The 17,112-nt window shown below is 55.5% G+C and carries 15 protein-coding genes; 4 read left to right on the top strand and 11 right to left on the bottom strand.

Annotated features, from left to right (window positions below; all coding sequences use genetic code 11):
* Positions 1-26: 26 nt before the first annotated feature.
* The 8 genes from rseP to rpsB all read right to left on the bottom strand — a co-directional run bounded on the left by rseP (position 27) and on the right by rpsB (position 8,044).
* Positions 27-1,382, bottom strand: coding sequence for a sigma E protease regulator RseP (rseP, locus tag AC1RKC_RS19920; RefSeq protein ID WP_020828359.1), 1,356 nt, complete (start codon positions 1,380-1,382; stop codon positions 27-29).
* 28 nt (positions 1,383-1,410) lie between these two features.
* Positions 1,411-2,259 carry a phosphatidate cytidylyltransferase gene (gene cdsA / locus AC1RKC_RS19925; protein WP_116691861.1) on the bottom strand — a complete coding sequence of 283 codons (849 nt, stop codon included), beginning with the start codon at positions 2,257-2,259 and terminating at the stop codon, positions 1,411-1,413.
* 9 nt (positions 2,260-2,268) lie between these two features.
* Complete coding sequence (gene ispU / locus AC1RKC_RS19930; protein ID WP_048759170.1) at positions 2,269-3,027, bottom strand: (2E,6E)-farnesyl-diphosphate-specific ditrans,polycis-undecaprenyl-diphosphate synthase; 759 nt, start codon at positions 3,025-3,027, stop codon at positions 2,269-2,271.
* A gap of 278 nt (positions 3,028-3,305) precedes the next feature.
* Positions 3,306-4,502, bottom strand: a complete 1,197-nt coding sequence (gene ispC, locus AC1RKC_RS19935; protein ID WP_115058145.1) for a 1-deoxy-D-xylulose-5-phosphate reductoisomerase — start codon at positions 4,500-4,502, stop codon at positions 3,306-3,308.
* A gap of 157 nt (positions 4,503-4,659) precedes the next feature.
* On the bottom strand, positions 4,660-5,217 hold the full coding sequence (frr, locus tag AC1RKC_RS19940; protein WP_020828363.1) for a ribosome recycling factor: 558 nt from the start codon (positions 5,215-5,217) through the stop codon (positions 4,660-4,662).
* Positions 5,218-5,340: 123 nt separating this feature from the next.
* Positions 5,341-6,066 carry a UMP kinase gene (pyrH, locus tag AC1RKC_RS19945; RefSeq protein WP_004952223.1) on the bottom strand — a complete coding sequence of 242 codons (726 nt, stop codon included), beginning with the start codon at positions 6,064-6,066 and terminating at the stop codon, positions 5,341-5,343.
* A gap of 272 nt (positions 6,067-6,338) precedes the next feature.
* Positions 6,339-7,190, bottom strand: a complete 852-nt coding sequence (tsf, locus tag AC1RKC_RS19950) for a translation elongation factor Ts (protein ID WP_020828364.1) — start codon at positions 7,188-7,190, stop codon at positions 6,339-6,341.
* Positions 7,191-7,318: 128 nt separating this feature from the next.
* Positions 7,319-8,044 carry a 30S ribosomal protein S2 gene (rpsB, locus tag AC1RKC_RS19955; RefSeq protein ID WP_020828365.1) on the bottom strand — a complete coding sequence of 242 codons (726 nt, stop codon included), beginning with the start codon at positions 8,042-8,044 and terminating at the stop codon, positions 7,319-7,321.
* A gap of 361 nt (positions 8,045-8,405) precedes the next feature.
* On the opposite strand from rpsB, the gene map reads away from it, so the two are divergent.
* From map to AC1RKC_RS19975, 4 genes are all read left to right on the top strand, one after another.
* Positions 8,406-9,200 carry a type I methionyl aminopeptidase gene (gene map, locus AC1RKC_RS19960; protein WP_020828366.1) on the top strand — a complete coding sequence of 265 codons (795 nt, stop codon included), beginning with the start codon at positions 8,406-8,408 and terminating at the stop codon, positions 9,198-9,200.
* A 74-nt stretch (positions 9,201-9,274) separates the two neighbouring features.
* A complete protein-coding gene (gene glnD / locus AC1RKC_RS19965) occupies positions 9,275-11,953 on the top strand; it encodes a bifunctional uridylyltransferase/uridylyl-removing protein GlnD (RefSeq protein WP_020828367.1) in 2,679 nt (892 codons plus the stop codon).
* 43 nt (positions 11,954-11,996) lie between these two features.
* Positions 11,997-12,821 carry a 2,3,4,5-tetrahydropyridine-2,6-dicarboxylate N-succinyltransferase gene (gene dapD / locus AC1RKC_RS19970; RefSeq protein WP_020828368.1) on the top strand — a complete coding sequence of 275 codons (825 nt, stop codon included), beginning with the start codon at positions 11,997-11,999 and terminating at the stop codon, positions 12,819-12,821.
* Positions 12,822-12,949: 128 nt separating this feature from the next.
* Positions 12,950-13,339 carry a DUF3461 family protein gene (locus AC1RKC_RS19975; RefSeq protein WP_006318690.1) on the top strand — a complete coding sequence of 130 codons (390 nt, stop codon included), beginning with the start codon at positions 12,950-12,952 and terminating at the stop codon, positions 13,337-13,339.
* A gap of 95 nt (positions 13,340-13,434) precedes the next feature.
* On the opposite strand, the gene AC1RKC_RS19980 is transcribed toward AC1RKC_RS19975, so the two are convergent.
* The 3 genes from AC1RKC_RS19980 to pbpC are packed head-to-tail and all read right to left on the bottom strand — an operon-like array spanning position 13,435 to position 17,097.
* On the bottom strand, positions 13,435-13,884 hold the full coding sequence (locus AC1RKC_RS19980; RefSeq protein ID WP_020828369.1) for a flavodoxin: 450 nt from the start codon (positions 13,882-13,884) through the stop codon (positions 13,435-13,437).
* A gap of 33 nt (positions 13,885-13,917) precedes the next feature.
* On the bottom strand, positions 13,918-14,688 hold the full coding sequence (truC, locus tag AC1RKC_RS19985; RefSeq protein WP_020828370.1) for a tRNA pseudouridine(65) synthase TruC: 771 nt from the start codon (positions 14,686-14,688) through the stop codon (positions 13,918-13,920).
* Positions 14,689-14,748: 60 nt separating this feature from the next.
* The gene (gene pbpC, locus AC1RKC_RS19990) at positions 14,749-17,097 is read right to left on the bottom strand and encodes a penicillin-binding protein 1C (protein ID WP_493092768.1); all 2,349 of its coding nucleotides are present in this window, start codon (positions 17,095-17,097) and stop codon (positions 14,749-14,751) included.
* Positions 17,098-17,112 lie beyond the last annotated feature (15 nt).

The following is a 17,112-nucleotide window of genomic DNA, read 5'->3' on the forward strand; positions in this document are numbered from 1 at the left end:
GCGTTCTTCCTAACCTATCCCCGCCCCTAAAGGCGAGAAAAATCATTGAAAAGTGCAAGACCCATTAAAAGCACCAACACGATCGAACCTATGCGGTAACTGTAGTCCTGTACTCGCTCGGAAACCGGCCCACCCTTCAGCTTTTCTATCGCCAGGAAGAGGAGATGCCCACCATCTAACACCGGTAATGGGAACAGGTTGATGATACCCAGGTTGACACTGATCAACGCCAGGAACATCAGATAATACACTAACCCGACCCCGGCTGACGCCCCTGCTCCCTGTGCAATCGAAATCGGGCCACTCAGGTTGTTCAGCTTTACATCACCGGTTATTAATTTACCCAGCATTTTGACCGTGAGGCTCATTAGCTGCCAGGTCTTGTCCCCAGCCTGATACAGCGCTGGGAAAGGTCCATACTGGCGAATCGTTTTATACTCGTCCGGCAGCGGCAGCACTTTCGGAATGATGCCGGCGAAACCCACCGATTTGTCTTTTCCCACCGGCTTTGTATCCGGTATCAGCGTCAAAGACAAGGGGGCGCCGTTTCTTTCAATCTCTAAAACCAGCGGTTGCCCAGGGCCGTTGTGGATCCGTTTAACCAACGTTTGCCAACGACCCAATAGCTGACCGTCGACTTTAACGATCCTGTCCCCCGCTTGTAAACCCGCCTTTTGTGCCGCCGACCCCGATTGCACTTCGGCAAGGACAGATTCTATCTGTGGGCCGCGCGGAATAATACCCAACGCTACCACGGGATCTTGTTTGTCCGGCTCGAAATTCCACTGGCGTAAATCCAGGGTTTTAGTAACTACCTGAGAAGAGCCAAACGGCGCGATACCGACTTCGGTTTGCGCGTCGCCGATCTTCGCCACCAGCGCCAGTCGAACTGATTCCCAATCAGGCGTTTCGATACCGTCAACGGACTTAAGTTCCATTCCAGGTGAAATTTCAGCGTGGGCGGCAATCGACTGAGGCGATATTTCACCAATCACAGGACGGAAGCTGGGAACGCCGATAATAAATACCAGCCAGTAAGCAAGAATAGCAAACAGGAAGTTGGCGATAGGTCCAGCGCTGACGATAGCGGCGCGCTGCCACACGGTTTTGTTGTTAAATGCCTGATGACGGAATTCCGGAGCAACCGAGTCAACCCGCTCATCAAGCATCTTCACGTAACCGCCCAGCGGGATCAGGGCAATAACGTATTCTGTCCCCTGACGATCAGTACGGCGCCATAGGGCACGGCCAAAACCAATGGAGAAGCGTTCTACACGGACACCGCAGCGACGGGCGACCCAAAAGTGCCCGAACTCGTGCACGGTGATCAAAACACCGAGTGCAATAAGAAATGCGACTAAGTTCCAGAGCACGCTACCCATAATCCCTTCACTCCCCGTCGTTGACGGATTAAAACACTAACAGCATCAGGCAGGCAAATACAGGCACTGCTGCGGTCAGGCTATCGATACGATCCAGTATACCGCCATGACCCGGTATCAAATGACCACTGTCTTTGATACCCGCTTCGCGTTTGAACATGCTCTCGGTAAGATCGCCCAGCACGGAAGCCAGTGCGGCAATCACCGAACAAATCAGTAAGGTGGTCGGCACGATATTCAACGGCGCGTAACGGCCAAACAACCAGGATATCAGGGCCGAGGTAATCAGACCGCCGATGAGTCCCTCCCAAGTTTTCCCTGGAGAAACTTTAGGCGCCAGCTTATGCTTGCCAAACAGCTTGCCGAACATGTAAGCGCCGGAATCCGCGCCCCAAACCAGCAACATCACATACAGTAGCCACCAGGAGCCGGTGAAGTGGTTTTGTTCATAGCCGAACTGACGCAACGACAGCATGCCCCAGAAGAACGGAACTATGGTCAGCAAACCAAAAATCAGACGTATTGGACGCGAATTACGCCACAGCGCGGCAGACCCCGGATAAAACAGCACCAGCAACAACGCCGCCAACCACCAGACCAGTGACAGCCAAAGCGGTCCACCTACCTGAGGCAGGTGGACCGACTGATGGTAGGCCGGAATGCTGAGCATCATCAGCGCCAGCAGGAAGCCGCACAATATCGCCAGCCAGATGCGCTGCGAGCGGGAGGTAAAACCGGCCAGTTGGCCCCACTCCCAGGCTGCCAGCATGCACACAACCAGCGTTACCAGGGCAAAGCCCACCGGCGGCAGCAAGAACAGCGCCGCGATAACAATCGGGATTAAAATCAGAGCCGTTATGAGGCGATACTTCAGCAAAAGTTCCCCCTAGGACGCATTGGCGCCGATAGGTGTTGTTCCCCCGAAGCGACGCTCGCGTTGTGCAAATGCATTCAGCGCACCTTCAAAGACAAGTTCATCAAAATCAGGCCAGAGTACATCAGTAAAGTAAAGTTCGGCATAAGCAATTTGCCACAGCAAGAAGTTACTGATGCGGTGTTCACCGCCAGTGCGGATCACCAGATCCACCGGTGACAAGTCGCTCATGCAGACTCGCTCACCCAGTAATTCTTCGCTAATTTGATCCGGACGCAGCAAACCATCCTTCACCTGCTCAGCCAGTTCCCTTACTCCCTGAATGATATCCCAACGGCCACCGTAGTTGGCGGCAATGTTGAGCGTCAGGCCATCGTTATTTTCTGTCAGTTGCTCGGAGCGGCGGATCCGCTCTTGCAAACGCGCGCTGAAACGGCTGATGTCGCCGATCACCCGCAGTCTGACGTTATGTTTATGCAGGCTTTTTACTTCACTGTCCAAGGCTCGGACGAAAAGCTCCATGAGGGCGGAGACTTCCTGCACCGGACGGTTCCAGTTCTCGCTGCTGAAGGCATAAAGCGTGAGCGCATCTAAATGGTTGTTGGCAGCAAAACTGACCGCGCGACGAACCGATTTCACCCCTGCTTTATGACCGAAGACACGTAACTTACCCTGACGTTTAGCCCAGCGCCCGTTACCGTCCATGATAATGGCAACATGCCGTGGCCCCAAAGTGGACGGATTAGCCTCTTGTTGATTTGCGGACGACATAACTCGTACTTATTTCCTCAATAGAAATACAACTGCCCTTCCGGAACATCAGGCCCTTACGCGCAAAAAAAGCCGTGTGCCCGACACGGCTTTTCAGTCTGCCCTGCGACAGCCGGTAATTTCCGCTGCGCCATTGGCGTTCGAGATATCAATCGGGCCAGAATTCAACGGTATAACCGCTGACAAGTGGCGCAGACTATATCACCTCAGCCGGGCCTGAACAAACAACCCCACTGCGGCACGCGTAATTTACGAACAAAATAGGATAAATGCCGCTATCAGTTACGCAGTGATTTAACCAACCCAACCGCAACCTCACGTGCCTGACGATCTATTTCTAAGACCGCATCAATGCAGGACGGTTCCTGCAGTGACAGCCGTTCGACTACTTTTTGGTTCACCGTCGCAATATCGGTAAAGCGAATCTGCTCCTGCAGGAAAGCCGCCACGGCAACTTCATTGGCCGCGTTCAGTGCGGTGGTTGCCGCCTGCCCGGCGTCAAAGGCCTCTATGGCCAGATACAGGCAGGGATAGCGTTCCCGTTCAGGTTCGGCAAAGGTCAGCGAGCCGATACGGCAAAAATCCAGCGCTTCCACACCGGAGTTTACCCGCTGCGGGTAGGCCATTGCATGAGCGATCGGCGTACGCATATCCGGCGTGCCCAACTGGGCCAACACGCTGCCATCAGTGTAGCGCACCATTGAATGGATCACCGACTGAGGATGCAGAATCACTTCCATTTGTTCGGCCGAGGCGTTAAACAGCCAGCGGGCCTCGATATATTCCAGTCCTTTGTTCATCATGGTGGCGGAATCCACCGAGATCTTGCGCCCCATCGACCAATTGGGATGGGCACAGGCCTGATCCGGCGTCATCGTGGCAAACTGTTCCAGTGGCGTGGTGCGGAACGGACCGCCAGAACCGGTGAGCACGATGCGCGACACACCATGACTGTCTAATGAAGAGTATCCCAACTGACGCTGAATGCTCTCAGGCAAACTCTGAAAAATGGCGTTATGTTCGCTGTCCAGCGGCAGCAACTGCGTCTGACTTTTTTGCACCGCGTCCATAAACAGCCGCCCACAGGTCACCAGCGACTCTTTGTTCGCCAGCAGCACCTGCTTGCCTGCGCGAATTGCCGCCAGCGTTGGTAGCAACCCGGCAGCGCCGACGATGGCGGCGGTGACCTGATCAACGTCATCCAACGCCGCCAAATCACAAGCGGCCTGCTCGCCCGCCATCACCTCGGTGGCAACGCCATTTTCCGCCAGCAGGATGCGCAGTTCACGCGCTGCGCCTTCGTCTGCCATCGCGGCATAGGTCGGACGAAATTCCATGCACTGCTGCGCCATAACCGCTACGTTATGGCCGGCAACCAGCGCTTTAATCGCAAAACGGTCGGGGTTTTCCCTGACCACGGCCAGGGTACTGGTCCCCACTGAGCCGGTGGAGCCAAGAATAGTCAGTTGCTTCATGAGCTCACTCTGAATAACTGTCTGATGAGATCGGAGGTGCTCCAGTGTGTAACCTTCGCCACCGCTTGTCCATGATCAATCAGCACGATGAAACGGGATCTGCGCCACAAAAAATAAAGCGCCGCCCAGGCGACGCTTTTTTTCTGCGCGATGCTGATTAGAATTCCATCAGCTCTTTTTCTTTGTCCGCCAGCGCGGCATCGAGCAGCTTGATGTAGGCGTCGGTCATTTTCTGAATGTCGTCCTGAGAACGACGATCTTCGTCTTCGCTGATTTCTTTGTCTTTCAGCAACGCCTTCACTTTGTCGTTGGCGTCACGGCGCACGTTACGCACGGCAACACGGCCCTGCTCGGCTTCACCGCGCACCACTTTGATCAGGTCTTTACGGCGCTCTTCGGTCAACGGAGGCAGCGGAACACGGATCACGCTGCCGGCTGAGCTTGGGTTCAGGCCCAGATCAGACGCCATGATGGCCTTTTCTACCGCTGAACCCAGGGAGCGATCAAACAGGTTGATTGCCAGGGTACGGGAGTCTTCTACGGTCACGTTAGCCAACTGACGCAGCGGCGTTGCAGAACCGTAGTATTCCACCATGATGCCGTCCAGGATGCTTGGAGAAGCACGGCCGGTACGGATTTTGCTGATTTGGTTTTTGAATGCTTCTACGCTTTTTTCCATGCGTGAATCAGCATCTTTTCTGATTTCATTAATCACGTTGCAAACCCTTGGAAGCTGGAGACTTGGCAGGCCATACCACAGTATAGCCCGTGAATTTTACTCAAGGAGAGCGCATAACGCACCACGTTACCCGCTCCCGCTAAATTGGGCAGAACAGCCTTATTTGCTGATCAGCGTGCCTTCGTTCTCACCCATCACCACCCGGCGCAACGCACCTGGCTTGTTCATGTTGAATACGCGAATCGGCAGACCGTGATCGCGGGCCAGCGTAAACGCCGCCAGATCCATCACTTTCAGCTCGCGCTCCAGTACATCTTGATAGGTGATATGTTCGTACAGCGTTGCATCCGGATTTTTAACCGGATCAGCGGAGTATACACCATCCACTTTAGTCGCTTTCAATACCACGTCCGCTTCGATCTCGATCCCGCGCAGACACGCAGCAGAATCGGTGGTGAAGAACGGGTTGCCGGTACCGGCGGAGAAGATCACCACGCGGTTATTACGCAGCAGGCTGATCGCCTCGGCCCAGCTGTAGTTGTCGCACACGCCGTTCAACGGAATGGCTGACATCAGGCGGGCGTTCACATAGGCACGGTGCAGTGCATCACGCATAGCCAGGCCGTTCATCACGGTAGCCAGCATTCCCATGTGGTCGCCCACTACGCGGTTCATGCCGGCCTGCGCCAGGCCCGCGCCGCGGAACAGGTTACCGCCGCCAATAACTACACCGACCTGAATTCCCAGTTCGACCAGCTCTTTAACTTCCTGAGCCATGCGATCCAAAACGCTAGCGTCGATACCAAAACCTTCTGCGCCTTGCAGGGCTTCGCCACTCAGTTTGAGCAGAATACGCTGATATACGGGTTTTGCATTGGTTGCCATGGTGTTCTGTCCTAAGAAGCAGTATTAGTATTGGGGATTTCAGCCGATGAAGTGCGCCTGTGATGAGTATCATGCCACAGGGCCTGCCACCGGTGTAATTCTGGCTGGATAAAATGGAACCGCCTGACGGCGGCTCCATTATACCCTTCATCTTTCACGTTGCCGCTGCGTTGGTTGCCTTCACTTACCCCAGTCACCTGGTGAACCAGGCTCCTGGGAGTTCGCTCAGTTGCCGCCTTGCCGCACCGCGAAATCTATCGGGTATACAGTCATTAAGACTGCTTGCTCATTGCAGCAACTTCAGCAGCAAAGTCATTTGCCGCTTTTTCGATGCCTTCGCCCACTTCGAAGCGGATGAAGTTAACGACGTCAGCGTTGTGCTCTTTCAGCACCTGGCCAACGGTTTTGCTTGGTTCGATAACGAAAGGCTGACCGGTCAGAGAAACTTCGCCGGTGAATTTCTTCATGCGGCCTTCAACCATTTTCTCAGCGATTTCTTTCGGCTTGCCAGACTGCATGGCGATGTCCAGCTGAACCTGGTACTCTTTTTCTACCACTTCAGCAGACACATCTTCAGGCTTAACGAATTCTGGCTTGCTCGCCGCAACGTGCATGGCGATTTGCTTAACCAGCTCTTCGTCAGCGCCTTTAGCCGCGATCAGAACGCCGATACGTGCGCCGTGCAGGTAGCTGCCCAGCACTTCGCCTTCCAGGGAAGCCACGCGACGGATGTTGATGTTTTCACCGATTTTGGCAACCAGCGCTACACGTTCTTCTTCGAACTGTGCTTTCAACACTTCAACGTCAGTGATTTTGCCTGCAACAGCAGCGTCCAGCACTTTGTCAGCGAATGCCTGGAAACCGGCATCTTTAGCAACGAAGTCAGTCTGGCAGTTTACTTCCAGGATCACGCCGTAGTTGCCTTCGATCTTGGTTTTGATCACGCCGTCAGCAGCTACGTTGCCTGCTTTTTTCGCCGCTTTGATCGCGCCAGATTTACGCATGTTTTCGATTGCCAGCTCAATGTCGCCGTTAGATTCGACCAGAGCTTTTTTGCAATCCATCATGCCAGCGCCAGTACGCTCGCGCAGTTCTTTTACCAGAGCAGCGGTAATATCAGCCATTTCTTTTTCCTCGGTTATCTCACGTAGAGACAGTTCTCATTCAGATAAGCAAAGGGGGCCAATAAAGGCCCCCCTAACCAACATATTCAATACCTGGTTAATAAGGGCTCAGTGACGAGCTTGCCTTATTATTCAGCTTCTACGAAGCTTTCTTCCGCTTGAACGGCCAGATCTTGAGAACGACCTTCACGGACGGCGGCAGCAACGGCAGTCAGGTACAATTTGATTGCACGGATTGCATCGTCGTTACCAGGGATGATGAAGTCAACGCCGTCTGGATCGGAGTTGGTATCAACGATAGAGAATACCGGGATACCCAGGTTGTTGGCTTCTTTGATCGCGATGTGTTCGTGATCGGCATCGATAACGAACAGAGCGTCAGGCAGACCACCCATGTCTTTGATACCACCCAGGGAGTTTTCCAGCTTGGCCAGTTCGCGAGTACGCATCAGCGCCTCTTTCTTGGTCAGCTTGTCGAAGGTGCCATCTTGAGACTGGATTTCCAGATCTTTCAAACGTTTGATTGACTGACGAACGGTTTTCCAGTTAGTCAGCATGCCGCCCAACCAGCGATGGTTCACGAAGAACTGATCGCAGGTGTTAGCATATTCTTTTACCGCTTCGCTTGCTGCGCGCTTAGTACCAACGAACAGGATCTTACCTTTACGGGAAGAGATCTTGGTCAGTTCAGCCAGTGCTGCGTTGGCCATTGGTACAGTTTTTTCCAGGTTGATGATGTGAACCTTGTTACGTGCGCCGAAGATGAAAGGCTTCATTTTCGGGTTCCAGTAACGGGTCTGGTGACCAAAGTGTACACCAGCCTGGAGCATGTCGCGCATGGAAACAGTTGCCATGATTAAACCTCTATAGAGTGAGTTGGGGTTATGCCTCCACGTATCCCATAACGCCGACCCTGGCGGTGATAAATCACCTCAGGGCACCCCGGCGGATGTGCCGATACGTGTGTGTTATTTACACAATGTGAGTGCAGTTAAAGTATTTTCGGCCTTTCCCGTCCTTATCGCAAGGACCAAGACGCGGATCTGCCGGCGCGCTTTATACCATAAACCCACCCCGGACACCAACTTTTGTTGCCACAGTCGTCATCGTCGAGAAATCAAATTTGGCAGCCTCAGGCCGGACTGATACCATAAGAGACTGCTTCTTATTATTTCTTTCTGTTGTCGGCGAACACGACACCTGCGGACGAATTTCATGGCAATCTCAATTAAAACACCTGATGACATCCAAAAAATGCGCGTGGCCGGCCGTCTGGCTGCCGAAGTGCTGGAAATCATCGAGCCGCACGTCAAGCCTGGCGTGACCACCGGCGAACTCGATCGTATCTGTCACGACCACATCACCAACAAGCAGCAGGCGATTTCCGCCTGTCTGGGCTACCACGGTTTCCCGAAATCCGTGTGCATCTCGGTTAATGAAGTGGTCTGCCACGGCATCCCGAGCGATGACAAGGTTCTGAAGGACGGCGACATCGTGAATATCGACGTTACCGTGATCAAAGAGGGTTTCCACGGCGACACATCCAAGATGTTCATCGTCGGCAAACCGACCATTCTGGGCGAGCGTCTGTGCCGCATCACGCAGGAAAGCCTTTATCTGTCGCTGAAAATGGTGAAGCCTGGCATCCGCCTGCGCACTCTGGGCAAAGAGATCCAGAAATTCGTCGAAGCCGAAAACTTTTCCGTGGTGCGCGAATACTGTGGCCACGGCATTGGCGAAGTGTTCCACGAAGAACCGCAGGTGCTGCACTATGATGCCGACGACGGCGGTGTGGTACTGCAACCTGGTATGGCCTTCACCATCGAGCCAATGGTCAATGCCGGTGATTACCGCATCCGCACCATGAAAGACGGCTGGACGGTAAAAACTAAGGATCGCAGCTTGTCGGCGCAGTATGAGCATACTATTGTGGTCACAGATAACGGCTGCGAGATAATGACGTTGCGCAAGGATGACACCATCCCCAACATCATTACGCACGAGATGTAAGCGCCGCGGCGTATTGCCGCGATGCATGATGTCACAGGCCGGCTTTTGCCGGCCTTTTTTATGGGCTGCGTACTATGTCTGAAAACTTTCGCCAACAAGACACCTCGGTCATTCCACGACAGGCCGTGCCGGAGCAGCCTGAATATCCCAACGCCTATGGCGATGAGGAGCTCAACTGCGTCGCGCTGAAACAGCGCCTCGAACAGTTCCAACTGTGGCTGGCAGAAGCGTTCAATGCCGGCTCCAGCGCCGAAAGCCTGGTCGCCGCCCGCAGCGACTTTATCGATCGCCTGCTGCGTCGCCTGTGGGTGTTCTACGGTTTCGAAGATATTCCGGAAACCGCTTTGGTGGCGGTCGGCGGTTATGGTCGTGGCGAATTGCACCCGCTTTCGGACATTGACGTGCTGGTGCTGAGCCAGCGCCGGCTGAATGAACAGCAATCCCAGCGCGTGGGGGAATTTATCACCCTGCTGTGGGATCTCAAGCTGGAAGTGGGCCACAGCGTACGCACGCTCGAGGAGTGCCTGCTGGAGGGCCTGGCGGATCTGACCGTCGCCACCAACCTGATTGAATCACGCATGATCTGCGGCGATGTGGCCTTGTTCCTGCAAATGCAAAAGCACATTTTCAGCGACGGCTTCTGGCCCTCCCCCCAATTTTTCCACGCCAAGTTGGTCGAACAGCAAGAGCGCCACCAACGCTACCACGGCACCAGCTACAATCTGGAGCCGGACATCAAGAGCAGCCCCGGTGGCCTGCGGGACATTCACACCCTGCTGTGGGTAGCGCGCCGTCACTTCGGCGCCACTTCGCTGGACGAAATGGTCGGCTTTGGTTTTCTGACCCAGGCCGAACGCAACGAGCTTAACGAATGCCAAAGCTTCCTGTGGCGCATTCGCTTCGCGCTGCATCTGGTGTTGCCCCGCTACGATAACCGACTGCTGTTCGATCGCCAGCTTAACGTGGCGCAGTTGCTGCGTTATGAGGGGGAAGGCAACGAGCCGGTCGAGCGCATGATGAAAGATTTTTATCGCATGACCCGCCGCGTCGGCGAACTGAACCACATGCTGCTACAACTGTTCGATGAGGCGATTCTGGCGCTGGACGCCACGGAAAAACCCCGGCCGTTGAACGAAGATTTTCAATTGCGTGGCGACCTGATCGACCTGCGTGACGAAACGCTGTTTATTCGTCAGCCGGAATCGATCATGCGGATGTTCTACCTGATGGTGCGCAACCGCGAAATCAAAGGCATTTACTCCACCACAGTCCGCCAGCTGCGTCATGCCCGCCGCCATCTGAAACAGCCGCTGTGCACCATTCCGGAAGCGCGCGATCTGTTTATGGCCATCCTGCGTCACCCAGGTGCCGTTTCGCGGGCGCTGGTGCCGATGCACCGCCACAGCGTACTGTGGGCCTATATGCCGCAGTGGGGCAAAATTGTCGGGCAAATGCAGTTCGACCTGTTTCATGCCTACACCGTCGACGAACACACCGTTCGCGTCCTGCAAAAACTGGAAAGCTTTGCCGATGCCGAAACGCGGCCACGTCACCCGCTGTGCGTTGAGCTGTATCCGCGCCTGCCGAACCCTGAACTCCTGCTGCTGGCGGCGCTGTTCCACGATATCGCCAAAGGCCGCGGCGGCGACCACTCGATCCTCGGCGCGCAGGACGCGTTGGAGTTCGCCGAGCTGCACGGTTTGAATTCCCGTGAGTCTCAACTGGTGGCCTGGCTGGTTCGCTGCCATTTACTGATGTCGGTCACCGCCCAACGGCGCGACATTCAGGATCCGACGGTGATTCAGCAGTTTAGCGCCGAAGTGCAGAGTGAAACCCGCCTGCGTTATCTGGTTTGCCTGACCGTAGCGGACATCTGCGCCACCAACGAGACCCTGTGGAACAGCTGGAAACAGAGTCTGTTGCGTGAGCTCTATTTCGCCACCGAAAAGCAGCTGCGCCGCGGCATGCAGAACAGCCCTGATTTGCGCGAACGCGTGCGTCACCACCGCCTGCAAGCGCTGGCGCTGCTGCGCATGGACAATATCGACGAAGAAGCACTGCACCGCATCTGGAGCCGCTGTCGTGCCGATTACTTCCTGCGCCATTCGCCGAACCAATTGGCCTGGCACGCACGCCATCTGCTGGCCCATGACTCCACCCAGCCGCTGGTGCTGGTCAGCCGCCAGGCGACACGCGGCGGCACCGAGATTTTCATCTGGAGTCCGGATCGCCCATACCTGTTTGCCGCCGTGGCCGGCGAGATGGATCGTCGCAACCTGAGCGTGCACGACGCACAGATCTTCACCAATCGCGACGGCATGGCGATGGATACCTTTATCGTACTGGAGCCGGATGGCAGCCCGCTGGCGCAGGACCGCCATGCGGCGATCCGCCACGCGTTGGTACAGGCCATTACCCAGCGGGAATATCAGCCGCCGCGCGTGCGCAGGCCGTCCTCCAAGCTGCGTCATTTCAGCGTGCCGACCGAAGTCAGCTTCCTGCCAACCCATACCGACCGCCGCAGCTATCTGGAACTGACCGCGCTCGATCAGCCAGGCCTGCTGGCCCGGGTAGGCGAAGTGTTCGCCGATCTCGGTTTGTCACTGCATGGCGCGCGCATCTCCACCATTGGCGAGCGGGTTGAGGATTTATTTATTCTGGCCGACAGCGATCGACGCGCCCTTAACCCGGAAACGCGCAGAAAGTTGGAACAACGGTTGACAGAGGCCCTCAATCCAAACGATAAATTGTGATACAAGTAACCTTTTCGTAGACAACATCAGGACAGAGAACAGCATGCAGCAATTACAAAACGTTATTGAAAACGCCTTCGAGCGCCGCGCGGAAATCACCCCGGCGAACGTAGACACCGTAACGCGCGAAGCGGTAAACCAGGTGATCGGCCTGCTGGACAGCGGCGCCCTGCGCGTTGCCGAGAAGATTGACGGTCAGTGGGTAACGCATCAGTGGCTGAAAAAGGCCGTGCTGCTTTCTTTCCGCATCAATGACAACAAAGTGATGGACGGTGCAGAAACCCGTTATTACGACAAAGTGCCAATGAAATTCGCCGATTACGACGAAGCGCGCTTCCAGAAAGAAGGCTTCCGCGTAGTGCCACCGGCGACCGTTCGCCAGGGCGCATTCATCGCCCGCAACACGGTTCTGATGCCATCCTATGTGAACATCGGCGCTTACGTTGACGAAGGCAGCATGGTGGATACCTGGGCTACCGTCGGCTCTTGCGCGCAAATCGGCAAGAACGTTCACCTGTCCGGCGGCGTCGGCATCGGTGGCGTACTGGAGCCTCTGCAGGCCAACCCGACCATCATTGAAGACAACTGCTTCATCGGTGCGCGTTCAGAAGTGGTTGAAGGCGTGATCGTAGAAGAAGGTTCCGTAATTTCCATGGGCGTATACCTAGGCCAGAGCACCCGCATTTACGACCGCGAAACCGGTGAAGTACACTACGGCCGCGTGCCTGCCGGCTCGGTGGTGGTTTCCGGCAACCTGCCGTCCAAAGATGGCTCTTACAGCCTGTACTGCGCGGTTATCGTCAAAAAAGTCGATGCCAAGACGCGCGGTAAAGTCGGCATTAATGAGTTATTGCGCACCATCGACTAAATTAAGATAGCGGGTGAATCACCCGCTATTTTTTTGTCTTCGTTACGTGAGCAGTCACAGTCTCTGGCGTGGTTATTCGCCATAATCCCAGACCGTGGAATAAAGTCTATTTATAAGGTGGCGCTATTATGTATGACAACCTGAAAAGCTTAGGAATCAATCAACCGGAAGATGTCGATCGCTATAGCCTGCGTCAGGAGGCCAATAACGACATTCTTAAGATTTATTTCCGCAAGGATAAAGGCGAGTTCTTTGCCAAAAGCGTGAAGTTCAAATACCCGCGCCAACGCAAGACCGTGGTTGCGGACAATGCCGGCCAGGGTTACAAAGAAATCCACGAAATTAACCCGAACCTGCGTTACGTGATTGATGAGCTGGATCAGCTGTGCCAGCGGGACCAGGTTGAAGTGGATCTGAAACGCAAAATTCTTGATGACCTGCGTCATCTGGAAGGCGTGGTTTCCCACAAGATTGCCGAGATCGAATCCGATCTGGAAAAACTGACCCGCGGTAAGTAAGGGTTCAGCGAACTGGATCTACTGGACTTCATTTTTACCCTATGAATTTCAAGTTGCAGCTAACAACGCTGCAACTTGAAAGGCAACGGGTAATTCTATTTCAGCAATGTGGCCCACTGCTCGACCCACGGGCAGGAAACCACTTCCGGCTCCGGCTGTTCCATCGCATCGATTTCCAACACCTCACCTACGCGAGTTGCTCCTTGTTCCTGCAACAATGCATCAAATGCGCGCCCTGCACCGCAGAAGTTATCGTAGCTGCTGTCACCCAACGCGATCAGTCCGTAACGCAGCTCTGGCTGGTAGCCGACCCGATCGCGAATAGCATGGAACAGCGGTGCAATGCTGTCCGGCAAATCGCCCTGACCCGTGGTGGAGGTAATTACCAACGCGTAATGCTGACGGTAAAACTGCCAGGCTTCAAGCGTGCCCTCCTCGAACAGTTTGACCTCATGCCCCTGTTCGCTGAGGATATTTTCCGCTTCTTCCGCCACCAGCAGTGAGTTGCCGTAAACCGTTCCCACGAAGATTCCAACCTGAGCCATTGCTCCTACTCCCTTAAATACCTTTAGAAATGATCAGTTATCCTGACCGCTAGCTGAAGGAAACTCAACCCTGGCAAGCTCAGGGATACTCTCCGCCCAGCCAAACTGTGACATAACGCCCTGCCAGGACTCGTCCCAGCGAGCGGAAATCTGCAGCGGCTCACCGGTCACCGGGTGATTCAGTTGCAGGTGACTGGCATGAAGCATCAGGCGTGAACAGCCGAAATGCTCCGCCATGCCGCGGTTCTGACGCAGATCGCCGTGCTTGCTGTCACCGATGATGGGATGGCGGATATGCACCATATGGCGCCGCAACTGGTGCTTGCGGCCATGCTCCGGTTTCAGTTCAACCAGGCTGTAGCGCGCGCTGTCGTAACGGCCAATCGCCACCGGCATCTCTGCCTGCGCCAGCGGCCGATAATGGGTGACTGCCGGCTGCGGCCCCTTGTCCGCAGAGGCAAACTTGTCGGCAATTTTGTCCAGCTCTTCCGTCAACGGGTAATCGAGGGTATCGCCTTCCAGCACGTAACCGCGGACCACCGCATGGTAGGTTTTCTGCATCTGATGCTGTTCAAGCTGCTGCGACAACAGCCGCGCCACCTCGCTGGACAACGCCATCAGCAATACCCCAGATGTAGGACGATCAAGGCGATGCACGGTAAACACGTGCTGGCCAATCTGATCGCGCACGGTCTGCATCACAAACCGGGTTTCATGGCGATCCAGCCAGCTGCGGTGCACCAGCCAACCGGACGGCTTGTTCACCGCCACCAGGTGCTCATCCTGATACAAAACCTCAATCACAATCTCTTTTCCTACGTAAAAGCCCAGATTCCGGCGCGAGTATACAGGAGTGCGTCAGGGCTAGTTAACCCATTCGATGGTCACCAGACGACTATCGGCCCGGCCGCGATCGTCCACCGCCCGAATGCGGTACTGCCCATTGTTGATCGGCCGCCAGTCGATGGCCTTTTTGCTGGCGCTGCTACCGAGATAGATATCGTCAACAAACCAGTACACCGTTTTGCTGTCGGCATCGGTCACTGCGTTGAAGGCAATTTTATCGCGACCCTGCTGCGATTGCCGCAGGGTATAGGTGGTGTTTTTAAGCGGCGAGGTGATGCGCGGCGCATTACCCCCGACGGCAATACCGTTGTCCTTACAGCGATTTATCGGCGGTGAACGCTTAGGCAACCCGGCCTGAGCGAACACGTTGGCCAGATCGGAAGGCCAGAACTCAAACACTTCAGTGCGGGTTTGTGCCTGGTCATAGGGCGGACAGGCCACCTCACCGCTGTGAATATCCAGCACCACCGGCCGATAAACGCTGTCGACCTTGATTGGTGACTTGCCGGGAATAAACCAGGTTTTGCCCTTTTGCTGGCACCAGGGGGTGGGTAAATCGCCGCTGGCCAGACAAATATCCACCCGCCGCAGCCGCTTCGGAAATGGCTGCCGGGGCTCCCGCAGCGTGGGATAGCTGGCATGCACACTGTCGATAATATTGAAGAATAACGGAGCCGCTGCATCGGCGCCCACCAGGGCATTATTGCCGCGACTGTCGAAGTTCCCCTCCCACACCACCAGCACATAGGGCCCGAAAATCCCTACGCTCCAGGCATCGCGAAATCCCCATGAGGTCCCGGTTTTCCAATAGACCGGCAGCGACGATGAACGCTGCGCCAAGGTATCTCCCGGCCGTCGGTGTTGCCGCAGCATATCCAGCGTAATAAAACTGGCCTCTTCGCTAAGCAAGCGCACCGCCGGCGTCTCCACATCGCTACTCAGCATGCGTAACGGACGCAATGCGCCGCGATTCGCCAACAGAGCATAGAGCTTCGCTAGTTCCTGAGCGGTAACCTCACCGCCCCCCAATACCAGCGACAAGCCATAGTGATTCTCGCTGGCCATATTCTCGACGCCGGTCAGGCGCAGGAACTGATAGAACGTCGGCTGCCGCAGTTGCGACGCCACGTACACAGCGGGAATATTGCGGCTAAAATTCAGCGCATCGGTGGCGGTTACCGGCCCAAGAAAACGCCGGTCAAAATTCTCCGGCGCGTAGGCACCAAATGAGGAAGGTACATCTTTCAGGATGGTCATCGGATGCAGCACGCCTTGCTCCATGCCCAGGGCATAGATAAAGGGCTTCAGGGTCGAACCGGGCGAACGCTTGGCATGGGTCCCGTTCACCTGCCCTTGGATCTGGCGGTTGTAATAGTCTGCTGACCCCACCAGCGCCCTGACCCCCATATCGCGGCTGTCCACCAGCAGCACTGCAGCATTGTGGATCCCACGGCTCTGATTACGGGCGATAAAGGCATTTACCTGTCGTTCGACCAAACGTTGCAGTCCGACGTCCAGCGTGGTGTCGACGCGGCTATTACGCTGCACCAACTGCTGAGTCTGTTGACGAAGTTGCTCGATAAAGTGCGGTGCAATATAGGGCATCTGCTCGGGTTGACGCAGCGCTAGCGGGAGCCGAAACAGGGCCTGTTGACTGCTGTCGGTCGCGTAGACTTGCTGCCAGCGCTGGAACAAGCGGTCGCGCGCCTGCGTCAGGGCAACACCCAGCACGCCCGTTTTCGGTTCCAGACGGTAACTGGGTGACTGTGGCAATACGGCCAGGGTTAACGCTTCCGGCAGTGTCAGGTCTCGCGGTGGCTTGGCGAAGTAGATCAGGCTGGCAGCACCGATGCTTTCGATATTGCGACCGTAAGGAGCGTAGTTCAGGTAGGCTTCCAAAATATCGTGCTTGGAGTAGCTCAGTTCTAGCTGTATCGCACGCGCCACTTGCAGCAGTTTGCCACCCGGCGTACGGGTGTTAAGATGCCAGCGCATGCGCGCCAGTTGCATGCTGATGGTCGAACCGCCCTGCATCCTGCCACCGGAAACATAGCTGCGCCAGAAGCCGCGCGCCAGGCTAACGGGGTTAAAACCGGGGTTGTAGTAAAACCACCGATCCTCATGCAGCAGCAGACCACGCACCGCCAAAGGTGAAATATCCTCCAGCGGAGTCCATAGCCGGTAACGATCGTCGTTGGCCAGCGTGATGCGCATCAGCGTACCTTGGCGATCATAGTAGGTGGAGGACAGCGGTAATTCTTGCGCCAACGGTGGGTGCGGCCATAACCGAATGGCACCAAGCACCAGCGCGAGCAGAAAGACCGCCATCAGGCTATTCTGCAGCCAGGGTGTTTTCAGGATTTTCATCGGATCTCAACGCTC

This window comes from Serratia sp. GW822-FHT06E05, from assembly GCF_058799445.1.

Bases quoted from the DNA above. Each gene is read 5' to 3' on its own strand.
- rseP (WP_020828359.1), bottom strand. From the start codon at position 1,382: ATGGGTAGCGTGCTCTGGAACTTAGTCGCATTTCTTATTGCACTCGGT.
- ispU (WP_048759170.1), bottom strand. From the start codon at position 3,027: ATGTCGTCCGCAAATCAACAAGAGGCTAATCCGTCCACTTTGGGGCCA.
- ispC (WP_115058145.1), bottom strand. From the start codon at position 4,502: ATGAAGCAACTGACTATTCTTGGCTCCACCGGCTCAGTGGGGACCAGT.
- pyrH (WP_004952223.1), bottom strand. From the start codon at position 6,066: ATGGCAACCAATGCAAAACCCGTATATCAGCGTATTCTGCTCAAACTG.
- tsf (WP_020828364.1), bottom strand. From the start codon at position 7,190: ATGGCTGATATTACCGCTGCTCTGGTAAAAGAACTGCGCGAGCGTACT.
- rpsB (WP_020828365.1), bottom strand. From the start codon at position 8,044: ATGGCAACTGTTTCCATGCGCGACATGCTCCAGGCTGGTGTACACTTT.
- map (WP_020828366.1), top strand. From the start codon at position 8,406: ATGGCAATCTCAATTAAAACACCTGATGACATCCAAAAAATGCGCGTG.
- glnD (WP_020828367.1), top strand. From the start codon at position 9,275: ATGTCTGAAAACTTTCGCCAACAAGACACCTCGGTCATTCCACGACAG.
- dapD (WP_020828368.1), top strand. From the start codon at position 11,997: ATGCAGCAATTACAAAACGTTATTGAAAACGCCTTCGAGCGCCGCGCG.
- AC1RKC_RS19975 (WP_006318690.1), top strand. From the start codon at position 12,950: ATGTATGACAACCTGAAAAGCTTAGGAATCAATCAACCGGAAGATGTC.
- AC1RKC_RS19980 (WP_020828369.1), bottom strand. From the start codon at position 13,884: ATGGCTCAGGTTGGAATCTTCGTGGGAACGGTTTACGGCAACTCACTG.
- pbpC (WP_493092768.1), bottom strand. From the start codon at position 17,097: ATGAAAATCCTGAAAACACCCTGGCTGCAGAATAGCCTGATGGCGGTC.